The sequence below is a fragment of the Variovorax gracilis genome, assembly GCF_030317115.1.
Lineage (GTDB): Bacteria > Pseudomonadota > Gammaproteobacteria > Burkholderiales > Burkholderiaceae_C > Variovorax > Variovorax gracilis.
Genome location: NZ_JASZYF010000004.1, coordinates 325,148 through 344,848, shown reverse-complemented (window position 1 = coordinate 344,848; position 19,701 = coordinate 325,148). Strand labels below are relative to the sequence as shown.

Below are 19,701 nucleotides of genomic sequence, written 5' to 3'. Positions count from 1 at the left end.
CGGCACCCGAAGGTGCCGTTGAGAGAGCGAAGGATACGCCTGACGATCAGGCCTCTTCCTCGTGGAAGGCTTCCTCGCGCTTGGACTTCACGGCCGGCAGCAGCACGATCACCAGGAGCAGCAACGCCGCAGCCAGCAGGCCCGCCGAGATCGGACGCGTGACGAACACGATCCAGTCGCCACGCGACAGCAGCAGCGCGCGACGCAGGTTCTCTTCCATCATCGGCCCCAGGATGAAGCCCAGCAGCAGCGGCGCAGGCTCGCATCCCAGCTTGAAGAAGCTGTAGCCGATGAAACCGAAGATCGCCACCATCCAGATGTCGAAGGTGTTGTTGTTGGTCGAGTACACCCCGATCGCGCAGAACAGCACGATGGCCGGGAACAGGAACTTGTAGGGCACCGACAGCAGCTTGATCCACATGCCGATCAGCGGCAGGTTCAGGATGATCAGCATCGCGTTGCCGATCCACATCGAGGCGATCAGGCCCCAGAAGAGTTCGGGGTTGCTGGTCATCACCTGCGGGCCGGGCTGGATGTTGTGGATGGTCATCGCACCCACCATCAGCGCCATCACGGCATTGGGCGGAATGCCCAGGGTCAGCAGCGGGATGAAGGAAGTCTGCGCACCAGCGTTGTTGGCCGACTCGGGCGCCGCGACGCCACGGATGTTGCCCTTGCCGAAGGGCACTTCGCCCGGGTGCAGCTTGGTCTTCTTCTCGATGGTGTAGGCCGCGAAGGCAGCCAGCAGCGCACCGCCGCCGGGCAGGATGCCGAGCGCCGCGCCGAGGGAGGTACCGCGCAGCACGGCAGGCAGCATGCGTTTGAAGTCTTCCTTGGTCGGGAACAGGCCGGACACCTTGGCAGTGAACACTTCGCGCTCGTGCTCGGGGCGCGACAGGTTGGCAATGATTTCGCCGTAGCCGAACACGCCCATCGCGATCGTCACGAAGCCGATACCGTCGGTGAGCTCCGGGATGTCGAAGCTGAAGCGCGCGACACCCGAGTTGACGTCGGTGCCGACCAGCCCCATCAGCAGGCCCAGCACGATCATCGCGATGGCCTTGAGCAGCGAGCCCGAAGCCAGCACCACGGCACCGATCAGGCCCAGGATCATCAGCGAGAAGTATTCGGCCGGGCCGAACTTGAAGGCCAGCTCGGTCAGCGGCGGTGCGAAGGCCGCCAGGATCAGCGTGCCGATGCAACCTGCAAAGAACGAACCCAGGCCGGCCGCAGCGAGCGCAGGGCCAGCTCGTCCTTTGCGCGCCATCTGGTAGCCGTCGATGACGGTCACCACGGACGATGATTCACCGGGCAGGTTGACCAGGATGGCGGTGGTGGAACCGCCGTACTGCGCGCCGTAGTAGATGCCGGCCAGCATGATCAGCGCCGACACGGGGGGCAGCGCGTAGGTGGCGGGCAGCAGCATCGCGATGGTCGCGACCGGCCCGATGCCCGGCAGCACGCCGATCAGCGTGCCCAGAATACAACCGACCAGGCAGTACAAGAGGTTGGTGAAGGTGAAGGCGACGCCAAAACCCAGCGAGAGATTGTTAATGAGATCCATGGTGTCGTCCTCAGCCCGTGATGAAGGTAGGCCACACCTGGATCTGCAACTTCAGCGCCCAGATGAAGGCGATGTAGCTGCCGACAGCCAGAACCGTGGCAAGAATCAGCACGTTGCGCAGGTTGAACTCGCTGCCCGCCAGGCTGGAGATGATCACCAGCGCATAGATGGCGATGATCATGCCCATGGCCGGCACGCCGACGCTCGGCAGGCCGCCGAGCAGCAAGCCGAAGGCGAGGTTGGCGCCGATGATGTAGACCACCTGCTTCCAGGCCCACTTGCCGATCGGCTCGCCGTCCTCGGTCTCGACCGTGAGGCCGGTGAACATGATGGCGAGGCCGATGATGGCCATCAGGACGCCGAGCATGAGCGGGAAGTATCCCGGCCCCATGCGGGCGCCGTTGCCCACGTTGTACGTCGTCGCGCCCCATGCGAACGCGACTCCGACGACGGTGAACATCACCCCCGAGAAGAAGTCTTTCTGACTCTTGATTTTCACGAATGGTCTCCACGAATGAATTCGATCGGAGATTGTGTGGTCAGCCAGAAGTCAGGTGGATGTGGATTCCACTAACCGTGAATTCAGGGTAATCCCTGTCTCGCCACCAAGCCGCGCGCACCGCTTGAGGCGGCCACCCTCCCCGGCGATGGCCCCCGGCCAAGCCGGTTTCGCGGTACTTCGGGCCTGGTTGTGCCGACGCTACTCCAGAGGGGGCGTCGCGCTCAGGACCTCTTCGATCGTCGTGACGCCTTCTGCGACGCGCAGGGCGCCGGCCAGCCGCAACGGCCGCATGCCGTCGGCGACGGCCTGTCGCCTCAAGGAGGACATGCTCGGCTCCTTGGTGATCTCGCCCTTGAACGCCTCGGTGACACTCAGCAACTCATACAGGCCCATTCGGCCCCGGTAGCCGGTCATGCGGCAGTCGACGCAACCCACCGGCTTGTACGCGCGTACGGAACCGTTGATCTGCCAAGGCTTCACCAACTCCGCGAGCTTCTCGCGGGTCACAGCTTCGTCGGGTTCCTTGCAATTCGGGCACAGCGTCCGCACAAGTCGCTGCGCGAGCACGCCCAACATCACCGCGTTGATCAGATAGGACGGCACGCCAAGTTCCATCAGCCGCGTGATCGCGCTGGGGGCATCGTTCGTGTGAAGCGTGCTGAACACCAGGTGCCCGGTCAGGGCAGACTGCACGGCCATCTCGGCGGTCGCGAGGTCGCGGATTTCGCCCACCATGATGATGTCCGGGTCCTGCCGCATCAGCGCGCGCAGGCCCTCTGTGAACCCGAAGTCGAGTTGAGGCTGCACCTGCGTCTGGTTGAAGGCGGGCTCGATCATTTCGATCGGGTCCTCGATCGTGCTGACGTTGACCTCTTCGGTGGCGACCCGCTTCAGCGTCGAATACAAAGTGGTGGTCTTCCCCGAGCCCGTAGGGCCGGTCACCAGGATGATTCCGTGCGGCCGCGTCACCAGTTGCTCCCATCGCCGCGCGTCGTGCTGCGCGAAGCCGAGCGCGTCAAGGTCCTTCACGGCCGTGTCGGGGTCGAAGATCCGCATGACCATTTTCTCGCCGAAGGCCGTCGGCAATGTCGACAAGCGCATTTCGACTTCGTCGCCGCGCATGTTGCGGGTCTTGATGCGGCCGTCGAGGGGCCTGCGCTTTTCGACCACGTCCATGCGGCCGAGCAGCTTGATGCGCGCCACCATCGCGTTCATCACGCCCATCGGCATCTGGTAGGCGGGATGCAGAACCCCGTCGATGCGAAAGCGGATCACGCCCTGGTCGCGGCGCGGCTCCAGATGGATGTCGCTCGCGCGCTGGTCGAAGGCGTATTGCCAGAGCCAGTCGACCACTTGCACCACGCTTTGGTCGTTGGCGTCGAGTTGCTTGTTGCTCTTGCCGAGTTCGACGAGTTGCTCGAAGCTGGCGCCACCCGTGTTGCCGCCGATCTTTTGCACGGCGCGCACCGACTTGGCCAAAGCGAAGAATTCGGCCGTGTAGCGCTGGATGTCCGTCGGGCTTGCGACCACGCGCCGCACCGAACGGCGCGCCTGGCGTTCGACCTCGGCGATCCAGTCGGTGAGAAAGGGCTCGGCGGTTGCGACCACGACTTCGCTCGCGGTCACCTGTACCGGCAGCACCTTGTGCCGCTCGGCGTAGGCTGCGCTCATGGTGTCGGCCACCTTGCCCACATCGACCTTGAGGGGATCGATGCGCAGGTAGCTCAGCCCTGCGCGTCCGGCGAGCCACTGCGTCAGCATCTCGAGATCGAGCGGCTTGCCGTCGCTCTCACGCGACATTGCGACGTTCGCCAAACGCACCAGCGGCGCCTGACGGCTTTCCGCCTGCGCGCAGCGCGCGAACGTCCGCTTGGCCTCCGCCGGCGAGATCACGCCATCCTTGGCCAGCCACTCGATCAGATGGCGCAAGTCAAGCGGGCCTTCGTGGCTCGAGGTAGCAGGTAGCGACACGGCAGCATTCATATCAAGACAACGTTGGACTGGTGTTCGGTGTGCTCATGCATGCGGCTTGAACACTCGCAACCACTTGGGTGCAGGGAGGCCCCAGCGAGTCTGGATGGTTTGAGCGCGGTCGGCAAGCGCCGGACGCTTGGGGCGGCTGGCGGTGCGCTGGCCGACCACCACGGTGTTGCCCTCGCGCGTCGGCCTGAAGGCCCAGACCGCTTCCTCGCCGAACGCGGCGGAGATCTTCTCCACGCTGCGCTCGTAGCTGGACGACCGGCCGAACAGGTTCACCGTCATGCAGCCGTCCTCGGTCAGCAAGGAGCGGCAGTCGGCATAGAAGTCCTCGCTGTCGAGCACCGGCGCGGCGGCCTCGTGGTCGTACAGGTCGACCTGCAGCGCATCGACCGTTCCCAGCCACTGCGGCTTGCGAATCTCGGCGGCCGCATCGGCCACCACCACCTGGAGCTTTCCGTCATCCGCCGGCAGCTTGAACCAGCCCCGGCAAGCAGCGACCACCTGTGGATTGAGCTCGATCGCCGTCGTGCGCATGCGCAGCGTCTTGCGGCAGAACTTGGTGAGGCTCGCCGCGCCCAGGCCCAGTTGCATTGCGTGGCGCTTGGGCACGCTCGCGGCATCGACGAAGAGCAGCCACGCCATCATGCGCTGGACGTATTCGAGCTCGATCTCGAAGGGGGCGTCGAGCTTCATCGAACCCTGCACCCACTCGGTGCCCAGGTGGAGATAGCGAACGTCTCCCCAATCGGAGAAATTGACCTCGGGAAGGAAGACCTTCATGGAATGACCAGATACCTTTCAAACACCTCGCGCCAGGCCTCGACCTTGCGCTCGAAGCTCCACGACGCGTTGGCCGGGCTCGACGAAGGCAAGCGATGGACCGGCACACCCAGGGTGCGCGTGTGCCGCGCATGCCGGAAACTTTCGCCGCCGTTGTGGGCAACCGCCGCCAGCTTCGGCAGATGAAGACTCGCGATGTCGTTGACCACTGCGTCGCGGATCGCGGAATCGAGACTGCCCTCGCGCTCGCAACTGGCATACACGTCCCACACGCCCACACCGCGGTCCAGCAACCACTTGCTACGCTTTTGATAGCTATCCTGGCCCACTGGAAGCGGGTTTCCGGGCCACAGGGCTTGCAAAATTTTCCAGAAGTGATTCTGCGGGTGCGCATAATACTGCTGCTGCGCGATCGACCGGGCTCCTGGAAAGCTGCCGAGTATCAACAAGGCGGTGTTGCCAGAAACGATCGGCGCAAGCCCCGTGAGCACAGCCTTCGCGTCGCCTGGGCGCAAAGCTGGCTTATCCATAACGCTTGCCGGTTCGAAGAAGTGCCGGCACCTGTGAGGAGAAGATCATGAATACGGAAGCGATCTGGATTTTCCTGACGACGCAAGGGGTGGATTTTGGCCTGAAAGTGATCGGAGCCCTGATCGCCTGGGGCATCGGCCGATGGCTCATCGGCCTCGCGCAGCGGCTCGTGGGCAAGGCGCTCGAACGCGGCAAGCGCATGGACCCGACGCTAAGCAACTACCTCGTTTCGATCCTCGGCGTGGTGCTCAACATCGTCCTGATCCTCGCGATCCTCGACATGTTCGGCGTCCGCACGACGTCCTTCGCGGTCTTGCTTGCTGGCGCAGGCCTGGCGATCGGCACGGCTTGGGGCGGGCTGCTCACGCACTTCGCGGCGGGCGTTTTCCTGCAGGTGCTGCGGCCGTACAAGGTCGGCGACTACGTGACCGTGGGCGGCGGCGTGAATGGCACCGTCAAGGAACTCGGCCTGTTCGGAACGACGCTGGTCACGCCGGACAACGTCATCGCCACGGTCGGCAACAACAAGGTGCTGTCGGAAACGATCCAGAACTTCAGCCATCTGCCATGGCGCCGGGTCGACACCACCGCGAAGGTGGCCAATGGCGTCGACGTGAACCAGGCCATCGAACTGCTCAGGGCCGAGGTGAGCAAGATCCCCAACGTCTCGACCGAGCAGCCTCCCGACATCGAGATTCTCCAGTTCACGCCGGAAGGGCCCCTGCTCGCCGTGCGGCCCTACGCGCACACGGACCACTACTGGCAGGTGTACTTCGACACCCATCGAGCGGTCGTGAAGACCTTCGGCGCGGCGGGCTACCCGACGCCTGAAACGCCGCTCGTCCGCCGGGCCGTCGGGCCGGCAACCGCGTAGGGACCGAAGAGGAAAAGAAAAAACCCGCCGTGGCGGGTTTCCTGTTTCGGCGACGAGCCAGGATCAAGGCTTCGCGCCCTTCTTGACCGCTTCGTTCTGGGCCGTGCCCGGGATCTTCTCGCCGATCTTGTCTCCGACCTTGCGCGTGCCATCGGCCGCGTCCGTCGCCACGTTGTCGACGGCCTTGCCGGTCGCCTTGGCACCGCGCTCGGTGGCCTTCACGGCCTTCTTGGTGCCGCTCTTGGTGGCATCCCAGGCCTTTTCGGTGCCACTCTTGGTGGCATCCCAGGCTTTCTCGCCGGCATTCTCGACCTTCTGGGTGGTGCTTTGCGCAAGTGCCGACCCGCCCAGGCAGGCGAAGGCCAGGGCCACGGCGGCCGGCAGGATGCGAACGTTGGATGAGGTCATGGGAAAGCTCCTTGTATGAGTTGGAGTGACTGGCTCGCCACTGTGATGCAACGACTGCACAAGGTCAAAGGATGACACCAAAAACCGTTTCGGCACAGGCGCGCGCCCAAGTCGGGCGATTCGCCTACGCCGACTGCAGGCTGCCGGCCGACACGCCGATCAGCGCAGACAGACGAGGCAGTGCGGCGACCGCGTTGCGAGTGGTCGCTTCCGCCAATGCCGCGGCGTCGATTCCGCGCAGGCCGGCAACCACATCGGCGATGCGCGGCAGCTCGCCCGGCTCGTTGCGCCCCTGCGGCTCGCCCGCATCGCGCTGGGCCTGCGTCTTGTAGAGCCAGTGCGGCTGGATGTCGGGCGAATCGGTTTCCATCACCATCGCTTCCAGCGGCAGGCTCGCAGCGAGCCGGCGCAACTGCAGCGCCCGCTCGAATGTCACCGCGCCGCCGAAGCCCAGCTTGAGGCCGAGGTCGATGCAGGCCTGCGCCTGCTGCTCGCTGCCGTTGAAGGCATGGGCGATGCCTTGCCACGCCTGTCCCGGCGCCACTTGCCGCAGGTGCTTCAGCACCTTGTCGACCGAACGGCGCACATGGATGATCACCGGCAGGCCGTGCTTGCGGGCAAGTTGCAACTGAGTGTGAAAAAAGCGTTCCTGCTTGTCCGCGTCCAGTCCTTCGACGAAGAAATCCAGGCCGATCTCGCCCACGGCCACCAGGCGAGGGTCGTCGCGCTGGCGGGCAAGTTCGGCATCGAGCAAGTCGAGGTGCTCGTCCAGTGCATCGCCCGTGCACATCGGATGGATCCCGAGCGCATAGGCGTCGCCCTGAAGATGCGCGAGTTCCCGCACCGCCGCAAAGTTGAAGGCGGCCACCGCCGGGATGACGCAAAGCGCCACGCCCCGACTCTGCGCACGGGCCCGTATCCGGGGCATTTCCGCGCCGAATTCGGGCGCATCGAGGTGGCAATGGGTATCGACGAAGACGGCCATCGACCGATGATGCCCGAACGGATGCACAGGCGCGGAAAGCGTGCTACCGTGCCTCCTCAAGCGTTCTCTTTTGCCGGAGGTGCCCGATGCGCAGGCCAGCTTTCTACAGCCGCTCGCCCCGAGGGCCGCAGGGTGCGGCCGAACGCGGCGCGCCCGATGCGCCCGATGCGCCCGGCATTCCAGACACGCCCGCCGCGCCGGCCGCCGTTGCCGCGCCTCGCTGGCAACCCGGCCGCCGCAGCTTCGGGCTTCTGCTCGCACTCGTCCTCGCGATGGGCGCCACCGGCATCGTGATGTGGCCGAAGCAGGGCACGCACACGCTCACCCAGAAGGACATCGATTCGGCCGTCCTGCGCACATTGCAGACCGCCACCCTGCCCTCGCCAGCCGCCAAGGCGGCAGACATCATCCGTCCGTCCGTCGTGCGCGTGGTCGGCTACGGCACCGAGAAGACCACGCCCGAAGCCAAGACCGAGAAGCGCGGGCGCAACCTCGCCAAGGGCAAGCCGCCCGAGGCGCCGCCAGAATCGGTAGCGCCCGGAGGACAGCAGGTGGAGCGCGGCGTCGGAACCGGCGTGGTGATCGTCGACAAGGGCATCATCCTGACCAACCTGCACGTCGTCGCCGGCGCGGAGACGGTCAAGGTCACCTTCGCCGACGGGCTCGAGGCGCCAGCCATCGTCACCGGCGTTCAGCCCGAGAACGATCTCGCCGTGCTCCAGGCCCAGAAGCTTCCCGACGACCTCATCCCCGCGACCATGCGCTCCACGGCCGACCTCCAGCCGGGCGACCAGGTGGTGGCAGTCGGCTTTCCTTTCGGCATCGGGCCCTCGGTGTCGGCCGGCGTGGTGTCGGGCCTCAAGCGCTCCTTCCGCTCGCCGGAGGGCAAGCAGGAGCTCGGCAACCTGATCCAGTTCGATGCCGCCGCCAATCCCGGCAATTCGGGCGGTCCCCTCATCAATATGAATGGCGAAGTGCTCGGCATCGTGACCGCCATCCTCAACCCGACCCAGCAGCGCACGTTCATCGGCATCGGCTTCGCCGTGCCGATCGAGAACGCCGCCACCGCCGCCGGCTCGCCGCCGTTCTGACTTCCACCATTCCCCCGATCCAACCAAGGCACTTCGCATGAGCACAGAGACCGAATCGCCCGCCGCCGCCACAGCCACCGCCGAACTGATGGAGCAGATCCTCTATCAGGTCAAGAGGGTCGTCGTCGGCCAGGACCGCTTCCTCGAAAGAGTCATGGTCGCGATGCTGGCGGGAGGACACCTGCTGGTCGAAGGCGTGCCCGGTCTGGCGAAGACGCTCACGGTGCGAACGCTCGCCGACACAGTGCGCGGGCAGTTCAAGCGCATCCAGTTCACGCCCGACCTGGTGCCGGCGGACCTGGTCGGCACGCGCATCTACAACCAGAAGACAGGCGACTTCAGCACCTCGCTGGGCCCCGTGTTCTGCAACCTGCTGCTGGCCGACGAAATCAACCGCGCCCCGGCCAAGGTGCAGAGCGCCTTGCTGGAAGTGATGCAGGAGCGGCAGGTCACCATCGCCGGCGAGACGCACAAGGTGCCGCGCCCCTTCCTCGTGATGGCGACGCAGAACCCCATCGAGACCGAGGGCACCTACCCGCTGCCCGAGGCGCAGGTGGACCGCTTCATGATGAAGGTGCTGGTCGACTACCCGACCGACGAGGAAGAATTCGTCATCGTCGAACGGGTCATCGGCCCGCCGGTGGAGGCCGCGCCGGTCGCGACCACCGATCAGCTCGCGGCCTTGCAGGCCGAGGCGCGCCGCGTCTATGTCGACCCGTCGCTGATCCAGTACGCGGTGAAGCTCGTCTCCGCCACCCGCACACCCGAGAAGCACGGCCTGAAGGACATGCGCCGCTTCATCACCTTCGGCGCCAGCCCGCGCGCCAGCATCAACCTGACCGAAGGCGCGCGCGCGATGGCGCTGCTGCGGGGCCGCAGTTACGCGCTGCCCGAAGACATGACCGCGCTGGTGCCCGACGTCTTGCGCCACCGCGTGACGCTCTCGTATGAAGGCCTCTCCGAAGGGCTCACGCCCGACAGTCTGGTCGACAGGATCATGCGGGCCGTTCCCGCTCCAGCCAAACCGCTCGAACATGAAAAGCTGGTGGCCTAGACGCGCAAAGGCAGCGAACGACGAACAGCTCGCCGCGGCAGAAGCTGCGGCAAGTGGTGTCGAGCGTGCCTTGCGTCGCCTCGAGTGGACGGTGATCCGCCGCCTCGACGGTCTCCTGCAAGGCGACTACCGGACCCTCATGCGCGGCACCGGCCTCGACCTGGCCGACCTGCGCGAATACCAGCACCATGACGACGTTCGCCACATCGACTGGAACGTCACTGCGCGCCTGCAGACCCCGCACGTGCGCGTGTTCACGGAAGACCGCGAGATGGCCGCGTGGTTCGTGCTCGATCTCAGCCGCTCGGTCGATTTCGGCTCGGGCACCCGGGCCAAGCGGGAGATCTCGGCCGGCTTCGTCGGCGTCATCGCCCGTCTCCTGACGCGGCACGGCAACCGGGTCGGCGCAATGGTCTACGGCAACGACGTGGAAGCCGTGATTCCGCCACGCAGCGGCCGGCGGCATGTGCTGCACCTGTTGCACGCGATGGAGCGCCGCGCGGACAAGGTCGCGCCCAACCAGAAGGGCATGACCCGGCTCGCCGACCTGCTCAAGTCGGCCGCAATGCTGATGCCGCGCCGCTCGACCGTTTTCGTGGTGTCCGACTTCATGAGCGAGCCCGGCTGGGAGCGCCCGCTTGCACACCTCGTGCAGAGACACGACGTGGTGGCGGTCCGCCTCTTCGACCCGCTCGAACTCGAACTCCCCGATCTGGGGCTGGTTCCCCTGCGCGACGCCGAAACCGGCGAGCAGCTCTGGGTCGACACGCATGACGCGGGATTCCGCAAGCGCTTCGCACGCATCGCCGCGGAGCACGAAGCCACTCTGCGCAACACGCTGGCCAAGGTCGGCGTCGACGCACTCGAACTTTCGACAGACGACGACCTGGTGGAGGCCATCGTGCGCTTTGCCGACATGCGCAAGCGCCGCGTGCGCGCCGGGCCGGTCAATCCCAAGGCGGTGGCAGCATGAGCGCCGCGCCGGACCGCTCCAGGCAGGCTCGCGCCGCGGCGCGAAGCGCGGAGGTTTCCGAATGACTTTTCTCTGGCCTCAATTCCTCTGGCTGCTGGCGGCGATACCGCTGCTGGTGTTGCTGTATGTCTGGCTGATGCGCCGCAAGAAGAAGCTGGCGCTGCGCTACGCGAGCCTGTCGATCGTGCGCGAGGCGATGGGCGCCGGCCAGGCCGTGCGTCGGCACATCCCGCCCCTCCTCTTCTTGCTCGCGCTGGTCGCGATGCTGATCGCTGCTGCGCGGCCCATGGCGGTGGTCGTGCTGCCGTCGAACCAGCAGACCATCATCCTGGCGATGGACGTGTCCGGCAGCATGCGCGCGGCCGACGTGTTGCCCAACCGCCTCGTCGCGGCGCAAGAGGCTGCCAAGAGCTTCATCAAGGAACTGCCGCGCACCGTGAAGGTCGGCATCGTCGCGTTCGCGGGCAGCGCGCAGGTCGCGCAGCTGCCGACCACCAACCGCGAGGACCTTGTCACCGCGATCGACTCGTTCCAGTTGCAGCGCGCGACAGCGACCGGCAACGCCATCGTCGTCTCGCTCGCGACGCTGTTCCCCGACGCCGGCATCGACATCTCGGACTTCGGTCCGCAAAGCCGGGAGCGCGGTGTACCCATCGATCGCGCGGGCAAGGCGCCTCCAAAGGAATTCACCCCGGTACCGCCGGGTTCCTACACGTCGGCCGCGATCATCATGCTGACCGACGGCCAGCGCACCACCGGCGTCGATCCGCTCGATGCCGCCAAGGTGGCCGCGGAGCGGGGCGTACGTGTCTACACCGTGGGCATCGGCACGGTCGACGGCGAGACCATCGGCTTCGAGGGCTGGTCGATGCGCGTGCGGCTCGACGAGGAAACGCTCAAGGCCATCGCCAACAAGACGCAGGCGGAATACTTCTATGCAGGCACCGCGAACGACCTGAAGAAGGTCTACAACACGCTGAGCTCGCGCCTGACGGTCGAGAAGAAGGAAACCGAGATCTCCGCCCTCTTCGCCATGGGCGCCGCCGCTCTGGCGCTGCTCTCGGCCGGGCTGTCGCTGCTCTGGTTCAACCGCATCCTCTAGCGATCGCCATTGCACTTTGGTGCAGCGACGGCTGCCCCTTGAGCAGGTAGGCATCGCGCGATCCCCCCGCAATAATTCCATCGCCTCGGCAGTCCATGCCGAGGCAAGGGAGCCATGGCCGCGACACGGCGGCGGAGGCAGGGGAATCAGTATTCGTGTTCAGTGACCTCGTCGACATCCTGCGAACGCATCCGGAAATCGCGCTTTTCGCGGTCCTCGCCCTGGGCTACGCCTTCGGCCAGATCCGATTCGGTCCGATCCAGCTGGGCGGCGTCTGCGGCACGCTGATCGTCGCGCTGCTCGTAGGCCAGTTGGGCATCACGCTGGCGGACAGCGTGAAGAACACCTTCTTCATGCTCTTCATCTTCGCGCTCGGTTATGCGGGCGGCCCGCAGTTCTTCGCCAACCTCGACGCCAAGGGCCTCCGCATGGGCCTGCTCTGCCTCATCGAGGTCGTCGTGGTGATCGGACTCGTGGTCGGGGCGACCATCCTGTTCGGCTTCGACCAGGGCACCGCCGCCGGGCTGATGGCCGGCGCCGCAACCGAATCGGCAGTGGTGGGCACCGCGACCGACGCCATCTCCAAGCTGGCCCTGCCGCCTGACGAGATCCGCCAGTTGCAGGCCAACGTGGTGACGGCCTATTCGATCACCTACGTATTCGGGCTGATCGCGATCGTCGTCGCCACGAGCCAGGTCTTTCCGCTGCTGCTGCGCGTCAACTTGCGCGAGGAGGCCGACAAGCTCTGGCGCGCGATGGGCGGCGGCGACGACGACGGCGCCTTGCCTGCCGCGCCCGACATGGTGGGGCGCGTGTTCGAGGTGACGACAGCCCAGGGGCGCACGGTGGCGGAGCTGATGGACCCGTTCAAGCGCCGTGCCGGCATCGAGCGCGTGAAGCGCGGCGACACGCTACCGGACGTGACCTCGTCGCTGCGCCTCGAAGCCGGGGACCAGGTGCTGGTGATCGGCCAGCGCGGCGCCATGGTCGACATTGCCGGCCTGCTGGGCCGGGAGTTCGCCGACACCACGTCCTTCGACGTGGTGGTCGAGAACGTCGAGGCGATGCTCACCCAGCGCGATTGGATCGGCCGCGAGCTGCGCGACCTGAAGGCGGACCGCACCGGCGCGCTCGGCCCGCTTCCGCGCCTGCCGCAGAACGTGCATGTGGTCGGCGTCGTGCGCGACGGCCACGCGATGCCGCTGCTGCCCGAACTCAAGCTCCAGCGGCGCGACGTGCTCAAGCTCTACGGGCCGGCCGCCGACATGGCGAAGGTGGTGCCTCTCTTCGGCGTGCGCGTCGTCCATTCCGTGCGCAGCAACATCAGCTACATGGCGGCGGGCATCCTGCTCGGCGTGTTCATCGGCGGCTTCAGCATCAAGCTGGGCGGCATTCCCTTCTCGCTCGGGACCGGCGGCGGCGCGCTGCTCACCGGCCTGGCCTTCGGCTGGTACCAGGCCCGCAATCCGCACCGCCTGAGCATTCCGGAAGACGCGCTGGCGCTGATGAAGGACATCGGGCTCGCCACCTTCATTGCCTGCGTGGGACTGGCGTCCGGCCCGCAGGCACTGACGCTGATCCGCAAGTTCGGCGTCGCGTTGCCTCTGCTGGGCATCGCGATCGCGATCGTGCCGGCAACCCTCTCTCTCTTCGTCGGCCGCCGCGTGCTCAAGATCGAGACGCCCGTGCTGCTGGGCGCCATCGCCGGCCAGCAGTGCAGCACGCCGGCGCTGAGCGCCGTGCAGAACGTGGCCGGCAACACGACGCCGCTGCTGGGCTACACGATCACCTATGCGATCTCCAATGTGATCCTGCCCTTGATGGGACCACTGATCGTCGGCATCGTGGGTGCCTTGCAGATGAAGTGAATCGCCACACCCCGACCCGAAAGGAACCGGCATATGGAATGGCTGAATGACCTCTTCAAGCGCTCGCCTGAAATGGCGCTCTTCTTCTCCCTGGCGGTCGGCTACTACATCGGCAAGCTGAAGTTCGGGAAGTTCCAGTTGGGCGGCGTGGCCGGTTCGCTGCTGGTCGCGGTGGTCGTGAGCCAGGTCGGCGTGAAGGTCGACGACGGGGTGAAGGCGGTGCTCTTCGCGCTGTTCATCTATGCAGTCGGCTTCGAGAGCGGCCCGCAGTTCTTCAGTTCGCTGGGCAAGCGCTCGCTCAAGGAGATCGTGCTCGCGGCGGTGCTGGCCATCACCGGCCTTGCGACGGTGATCGTCATGGCCAAGCTGTGCGGCCTGGACAAGGGCCTTGCGGCGGGCGTCGCGGCCGGCGGACTCACGCAATCGGCCATCATCGGCACGGCCGGCGACGCGATCGCGAAGCTGGGCCTCTCCGCGGACGAGACGACGCGGCTGCAGGGCAACGTCGCGATCGGCTACGCGGTGACCTACGTGTTCGGCTCCTTCGGCGCCATCATCGTGTGCGTCAACATCCTGCCGAAGTTCATGGGCCGCTCCATCCGCGACGACGCGATCGCGGCTGAAACCGCAATGCAGGCCGGCGTGGCTGCACTGGGGCCGGACCAGCAGGCGGCGGCGCCCTCGCTGGTGGGGCGCATCTATGAACTCACCGCCGATCCGAAGCGCACGGTGGCGGAGATTGAGTACGCGACGCCGACCACCGCCATCACCATCGAGAGAGTCAAGCGCGCCGGCAAGTTCATCGAGGTCGGCCCCGACCTGCGCCTGCAGAAAGGCGACGTGGTGCTGGTCGTCGGCCGGCGCGAGGCGGTGGTCGCCAGCGCACCGCTGATGGGCAGGGAGCTCTACGACGTCGATGGCATGGAACTCACCATGCAGAAGCGCGAGATCGTGCTGACCAACAAGAGCTTCGACAAGAAGACGGTCGGGCAGATCACCGTGGAGACCGCGGGCGGCGCGCGGCACGGCATCTTCGTGGTCAACATCAGCCGCATGGGCAAGGACTTGCCGATGAAGCCCGACACGGTAGTGCAGGTCGGCGACCTGGTCTCGATCTTCGGCGCCGAGCAGGACGTGAAGCGCGTGTCGGCGCGCATCGGCGAGATCATCGTGCAGGGCACGAAGACCGACTTCGTCTACCTGGGCGCCGGGCTCGTGGTGGGCCTGCTGATCGGCCTGGTGAGCGTGAAGCTCGGCGACATCCCGCTGACGCTCGGCAGCGGCGGCGGCGCGCTGCTCTCGGGCCTGCTGTTCGGCTGGTATCGGGCCAAGCGCCAGACCTTCGGCGCACTGCCGGCGGGCGCGGTGCAACTTCTCAAGGATCTCGGGCTCGCCGGGTTCGTGGTGGTCGTGGGCTTGTCGTCCGGCCTGCAGGCGGTCGAGACGATCAAGCAGCACGGACTGACGATCTTCGGCGTAGGCGTGGTGGTGACCATCGTGCCCATGATCATCACCATGCTGTTCGGCCGCTACGTGCTGCGCTACGACAACGTGGCGACCTTCGCGGGCGCGCTGTCGGGCTCGCGCAGCGCCAACCCGGCCTTCGGCGAGGTGCTCGACAAGGCCGAGAACTCCATGCCGACCGTGCCCTTCGCAATCACCTACGCGCTCGCCAACGTATTCCTGACCCTGCTCGGTCCGTTGATCGTCGCCTTGGCGTGAGCGCACGCACCCCTCTTCTTTCCCGAAACCAGGAGCAAGCCATGGACTTCAGCGACGTCGAGAAACTGGGCAGCCTGAGCCCCTTCGAACTCAAGGATGCATTGATCAAGGTCGCATCGGAAGGCGACCGGCTCATGCTGAACGCCGGCCGCGGCAACCCGAATTTCCTGGCGACCACTCCGCGCCACGGCTTCTTCCAGTTCGGCCTTTTCGCCATGACCGAGTCCGAGCGCTCGTACGTCTACATGGAGGACGTGGGCGGCTTCCCGCAACGCGAGGGCATCGAGGCGCGCTTCGAGATCTTCACTCAGACCCACCGCTCGCGGCCGGGCGTGCGCTTCATCGAGGCCGCGGTCTCCTACGTGCGCGACCAACTCGGGCTGTCGGCCGGCGACTTCATCTACGAGATGTGCGAGGCCATCCTGGGCTGCAACTACCCAGTGCCGGACCGAATGCTGCGCCTGAGCGAAATCATCGTGGGCCAGTACATCCACCGCGAGATGATCGGAACGCACCCCTTCGTGGGCAAGTTCGACATGTATGCGGTCGAAGGCGGCACGGCTGCAATGACCTACCTGTTCAACAGCCTGCGCGAGAACCACTTGATCGAAGCCGGCGACACCATCGCGCTGGGCATGCCGATCTTCACGCCGTACATCGAGATCCCCCATCTCAACGACTACCGGCTCGTCGAGCTGAACATCGAGGCGGAGCCGGAGAACAACTGGCAGTACACCACGAAGGAGTTGCAGAAACTGCTGGATCCGAAGGTCAAGGCCTTCTTCCTGTGCAACCCGAGCAACCCGCCCTCGGTGAAGATGAGCGACGAGGTGCTCGCCAGCATCGTGGAGATCGTCCGGAAGCGCCCGGACCTCATCATCCTCACGGATGACGTGTACGGCACCTTCGCCGACAACTTCATATCGCTGTTCGCCATGTGCCCGCAGAACACGATCCTCGTGTATTCCTTCTCCAAGTACTTCGGCGCGACCGGCTGGCGCATGGGCGTCGTCGCCACGCACGAGAGCAACATCCTCGACCAGAGGATCGCCGCCCTGTCCGAGGCGCAGAAGAAGGAACTCGACGAGCGCTACTGCTCCATCACCACCGAGCCCCGCGCCCTCAAGTTCATCGACCGGCTGGTGGCCGACAGCCGTACCGTCGCGCTGAACCATACGGCGGGTCTGTCGACGCCGGTCCAGGCGCAAATGGTGATGTTCTCGCTCTTCTCGCTGATGGACGAGCCGCAGGCCTACAAGGCGGCGATGAAGCGCATCGTGCTGCGCCGCAAGCAGGCGCTCTATCGGGAGCTGGGCATCCCGATGGTGTTCGATCCCAACTCCGTGCGCTACTACCATCTGCTGGACATGGAGGACATCGCGACGCAGATGCATGGTGCGGACTTCGCGAAATGGCTGCTCACCCAGCTCAGGCCGAACGAGGCACTCTTCCGGCTGGCGCAGGACACCGGCGTCGTGCTGCTGCCCGGCCGGGGCTTCGGCAGCGAGCATGCGTCGGGGCGCGTGTCGCTGGCCAACCTCAACGAGTACGACTACGCCAACATCGGCAAGTCCATCCGCGGCATGGCCTCCGAGTATTTCGAGCGCTTCCAGCAGCAGGGACTGGACAGCCGCGGCGCGTCCGGCAGCGGCAAGCCAAAGTCCGCAAAGAAAGGCAAGAAGTAGAGCCGCGCTTGCGGCTCAGGACTTCAGCGCGTTCTTGTGGATCCTGCCGTCCTTCATGACGATCAGGAGGCTGCTGTCGGGATTCGCAAGCAGCGCGATGTTCTCGAGGGGATTGCCGTCGACCAGCAACAGATCCGCATACGCGCCTTCCTCGATGACGCCGAGTCTGCCCGGATAGGGATTGCGCGGCCCTGAAAGGGCCAGCAGCTCCGCATTGGTCGACGTGGCCATGGTGAGGATCTCGGCGTTCGAGTACCACTTCGTCAGGTGCGTCAGCATCGTGCCCTGGCGGAGGGCCAAGGCCGGGTTGAACAGCATGTCCGATCCCCACGCGGTCCTGATCTTGTATTTCCTGGCCAGCCTGTAGGCGTTGTCGGTTCCCGCGAACACCTGGAGCGCGGCCACGCGGTTCGGGCCGGTCAATTGCCCCGTGTCCTCCTCCGACAGGAAGGGCTGGATGCTCAGCCACACGCCCTTGTCGGCCATCATCTTCGCGGTCGTCTCGTCCATCAGGTGCGCATGCTCGACGCAGCGGGCACCCGCGGCGATGGCACGCTGCACGGTCTGCGGCGCATAGGCATGCACGGTGGCGTAGGTGTTCCAGTCCTTCGCGACCTCCACGCCTGCGCGCAACTCCGCCTCGGAGAGCGTCGTCAGGTCCAGCGGACTGCGCGGCGAGGAGACGCCGCCGCCGCCCACCAGCTTGATCTGCGACGCGCCCTGCGTGAGCTGCTCACGCACGCGCAGCCGGATCTCGTCCGGGCTGTCGACGATGGCCGCGGCGCCGGTCTGCTCCGTGAAGCTCAGGGCGCCGCCCGGGATGCGCGGCACATCGGACAGGGGGCGCAGGTCGCCGTGCCCGCCGCTGCCCGTGATCATCGCGCCCGAAGGATAGATGCGCGGGCCCGGCGTCAGGCCCTGGTCGATCGCGAGCTTGAACGCGAAGGCCGGCCCTCCCAGGTCACGCACCGTCGTGAAGCCCCGCAACAGCGTGCGCTGGGCCTCCCCGCTCGCCGCCACATGGATGAACCCCATGTTTCCTTGCAGGAGCACCTGGAGCGGCAAGGCAGCGAACAGCGAATGCCAGTGGGCGTCGATCATCCCGGGCATGATGACGCGTCCGCCGCAGCTGATCGTCTGGGCGCCTTCAGGCGCTGGCGGCGCGCCGCTTCCCACCGACTTGATCCGGTCGCCCTCGACTACCAGGTGAAGACCGTCGCGCAGCGTCGCACCCTTGCCGTCGAAGAGGCGGAAATTGGTCAGGACGATGGGCCGTGCTTGGGTGGCCTGCGCGGGTTGCGCGCCGGCGCCGAACGGAAGCCCCAGCGCCGCGACCGAGGCAGCCACGCCGGCGACGAAGCCGCGCCTCGACAGGTCCGCGTTGATGAGCCGGGTCAGCCTCCCGACCTCGGGCCGATGACAAAGGCAGATGGCACGGCTGACCGCCGAACCGTCCGCCATGGATTCGCAGGCATACATCGATGACCTCCAGGGCTTGCCAAGGGAAACGCATTTCCGACGTCCCCGAGTCTGCCGTCACCGGCGCTGGATGCCAAGGCGAACGAAAGCGGCTTCCTACTTGCGGACCTTGGCGATCTCGGCCATCAGTTCCTTGACGGTGGCGTCGCCGACGGAAGCCGTGTACTTCTCGATCACCGGCTTCACCTTCTCGCGCAGCTTGGCCATCTCGGCCGGGGGCAGCTCGGTGACGGTCATGCCGGCCGTCTTGAGGGCTTCGAGCGCGCTGTCGGCAGCGCCGCGGGACACCTGGCGCTGGAAGGTCGTCGCTTCGGTCGCGGCGTCGCTGATGATCTTCTTCTCCTCGGCGCTCATGCCGTCCCAGGTCTTCTTGCTGACGATCAGCGCCTGCGGGTTGTAGATGTGGCGCGTCTGCGTGAGGTGCTTCTGCACCTCGGCGAACTTGGAAGACAGGATCACGGTGTTGGGGTTCTCCTGCCCATCCACCGCCTTCTGGTCCAGCGCCGAGTACAGCTCGGGGAAAGGCAGCGGCGTTGCGTTGGCGCCCAGCGTATTGAAGAGGTCGATGTAGATCGGCGACTGGATCACGCGGATCTTCAGCCCGGCGATGTCGTCGGCCTTCGCGATCGGGCGCTTGCTGTTCGTCAGGTTGCGGAAGCCCAGGTCCCAGTAGCCGAGACCGTGCAGGCCCTTCTCCTCGAGCTTCGCCATCAGCTTCTGGCCGAAGGGGCCATCGGTGACCGCATCCGCTTCCTGTCCGTTGTTGAAGAGGAAGGGGAAGTCGTACGCGGCGAACTCCTTCACCTGCGCGGTCAGGATGCCGGCGTTGAGGACCGTCATCTCGACGGTGCCGCCCTGCAGCGCGGAGACCGTCTGCAAGTCCCCGCCCAGCGAGCCGCCGGGGAAGAGCTTGACCGTGATCTTCTTGCCCGACTTCTCGGCCACCAGGTCTGCGAACTTCTGCGCACCTTGCGCCTGGGGATGGCCGGTCTGGTTCTGGAACGCGAACTTCAGCGTGCGCTCCTTGACCTGGGCGCCAGCGGTGGTCATCGCGAGCACGGCGACGGCTGCCAACAGCGTCTTCTGGATGAAACGGGACATGG

At 66.0% G+C, this 19,701-nt stretch carries 17 protein-coding genes; 8 read left to right on the top strand and 9 right to left on the bottom strand.

What is annotated here, in order from left to right:
* Positions 1–46: 46 nt before the first annotated feature.
* The 5 genes from QTH97_RS11485 to QTH97_RS11465 all read right to left on the bottom strand — a co-directional run bounded on the left by QTH97_RS11485 (position 47) and on the right by QTH97_RS11465 (position 5,356).
* Positions 47–1,564 carry a tripartite tricarboxylate transporter permease gene (locus QTH97_RS11485; protein ID WP_286568263.1) on the bottom strand — a complete coding sequence of 506 codons (1,518 nt, stop codon included), beginning with the start codon at positions 1,562–1,564 and terminating at the stop codon, positions 47–49.
* 10 nt (positions 1,565–1,574) lie between these two features.
* On the bottom strand, positions 1,575–2,063 hold the full coding sequence (locus QTH97_RS11480; protein WP_286568262.1) for a tripartite tricarboxylate transporter TctB family protein: 489 nt from the start codon (positions 2,061–2,063) through the stop codon (positions 1,575–1,577).
* Positions 2,064–2,264: 201 nt separating this feature from the next.
* The gene (gene tfpB / locus QTH97_RS11475) at positions 2,265–4,049 is read right to left on the bottom strand and encodes a type IV pilus assembly ATPase TfpB (RefSeq protein WP_286568261.1); all 1,785 of its coding nucleotides are present in this window, start codon (positions 4,047–4,049) and stop codon (positions 2,265–2,267) included.
* A 33-nt stretch (positions 4,050–4,082) separates the two neighbouring features.
* On the bottom strand, positions 4,083–4,826 hold the full coding sequence (locus QTH97_RS11470) for a class I SAM-dependent methyltransferase (RefSeq protein WP_286568260.1): 744 nt from the start codon (positions 4,824–4,826) through the stop codon (positions 4,083–4,085).
* Positions 4,823–5,356, bottom strand: coding sequence for a DNA-deoxyinosine glycosylase (locus QTH97_RS11465; protein WP_286568259.1), 534 nt, complete (start codon positions 5,354–5,356; stop codon positions 4,823–4,825). Before QTH97_RS11465 ends, QTH97_RS11470 begins: the two co-directional genes overlap by 4 nt.
* 47 nt (positions 5,357–5,403) lie before the next feature.
* Between QTH97_RS11465 and QTH97_RS11460 the strand changes: the two genes are divergently transcribed.
* Entirely contained in the window at positions 5,404–6,231 is an 828-nt protein-coding gene (locus QTH97_RS11460; RefSeq protein WP_286568258.1) for a mechanosensitive ion channel family protein, read from the top strand.
* Between the two features lie 63 nt (positions 6,232–6,294).
* On the opposite strand, the gene QTH97_RS11455 is transcribed toward QTH97_RS11460, so the two are convergent.
* Together QTH97_RS11455 and QTH97_RS11450 are read right to left on the bottom strand one after the other, a co-directional pair.
* Complete coding sequence (locus QTH97_RS11455; protein ID WP_286568257.1) at positions 6,295–6,639, bottom strand: hypothetical protein; 345 nt, start codon at positions 6,637–6,639, stop codon at positions 6,295–6,297.
* A gap of 124 nt (positions 6,640–6,763) precedes the next feature.
* Positions 6,764–7,624, bottom strand: a complete 861-nt coding sequence (locus QTH97_RS11450; protein WP_286568256.1) for a TatD family hydrolase — start codon at positions 7,622–7,624, stop codon at positions 6,764–6,766.
* Between the two features lie 86 nt (positions 7,625–7,710).
* Here QTH97_RS11450 and QTH97_RS11445 point away from each other — a divergent pair, with 86 nt between their 5' ends.
* The 7 genes from QTH97_RS11445 to QTH97_RS11415 all read left to right on the top strand — a co-directional run bounded on the left by QTH97_RS11445 (position 7,711) and on the right by QTH97_RS11415 (position 17,119).
* On the top strand, positions 7,711–8,715 hold the full coding sequence (locus QTH97_RS11445) for a S1C family serine protease (protein WP_286568255.1): 1,005 nt from the start codon (positions 7,711–7,713) through the stop codon (positions 8,713–8,715).
* Between the two features lie 37 nt (positions 8,716–8,752).
* Positions 8,753–9,769, top strand: coding sequence for an AAA family ATPase (locus tag QTH97_RS11440; RefSeq protein ID WP_286568254.1), 1,017 nt, complete (start codon positions 8,753–8,755; stop codon positions 9,767–9,769).
* The gene (locus QTH97_RS11435; RefSeq protein ID WP_286568253.1) at positions 9,750–10,742 is read left to right on the top strand and encodes a DUF58 domain-containing protein; all 993 of its coding nucleotides are present in this window, start codon (positions 9,750–9,752) and stop codon (positions 10,740–10,742) included. The genes QTH97_RS11440 and QTH97_RS11435 overlap by 20 nt, the downstream gene beginning before the upstream one ends.
* A 61-nt stretch (positions 10,743–10,803) precedes the next feature.
* On the top strand, positions 10,804–11,844 hold the full coding sequence (locus QTH97_RS11430) for a VWA domain-containing protein (protein ID WP_286568252.1): 1,041 nt from the start codon (positions 10,804–10,806) through the stop codon (positions 11,842–11,844).
* A gap of 155 nt (positions 11,845–11,999) precedes the next feature.
* On the top strand, positions 12,000–13,712 hold the full coding sequence (aspT, locus tag QTH97_RS11425) for an aspartate-alanine antiporter (RefSeq protein WP_286568251.1): 1,713 nt from the start codon (positions 12,000–12,002) through the stop codon (positions 13,710–13,712).
* 33 nt (positions 13,713–13,745) lie between these two features.
* Positions 13,746–15,434 carry an aspartate-alanine antiporter gene (gene aspT, locus QTH97_RS11420; RefSeq protein ID WP_286568250.1) on the top strand — a complete coding sequence of 563 codons (1,689 nt, stop codon included), beginning with the start codon at positions 13,746–13,748 and terminating at the stop codon, positions 15,432–15,434.
* 41 nt (positions 15,435–15,475) lie between these two features.
* Positions 15,476–17,119 (top strand): bifunctional aspartate transaminase/aspartate 4-decarboxylase, encoded by a 1,644-nt coding sequence (locus tag QTH97_RS11415; RefSeq protein ID WP_286568249.1) that lies wholly within the window; start codon positions 15,476–15,478, stop codon positions 17,117–17,119.
* Between the two features lie 15 nt (positions 17,120–17,134).
* On the opposite strand, the gene QTH97_RS11410 is transcribed toward QTH97_RS11415, so the two are convergent.
* Both QTH97_RS11410 and QTH97_RS11405 read right to left on the bottom strand, forming a co-directional pair.
* Complete coding sequence (locus QTH97_RS11410) at positions 17,135–18,598, bottom strand: metal-dependent hydrolase family protein (protein WP_286568248.1); 1,464 nt, start codon at positions 18,596–18,598, stop codon at positions 17,135–17,137.
* A 96-nt stretch (positions 18,599–18,694) separates the two neighbouring features.
* Positions 18,695–19,699 (bottom strand): TRAP transporter substrate-binding protein, encoded by a 1,005-nt coding sequence (locus QTH97_RS11405; protein ID WP_444813418.1) that lies wholly within the window; start codon positions 19,697–19,699, stop codon positions 18,695–18,697.
* Between the last annotated feature and the right edge of the window lie 2 nt (positions 19,700–19,701).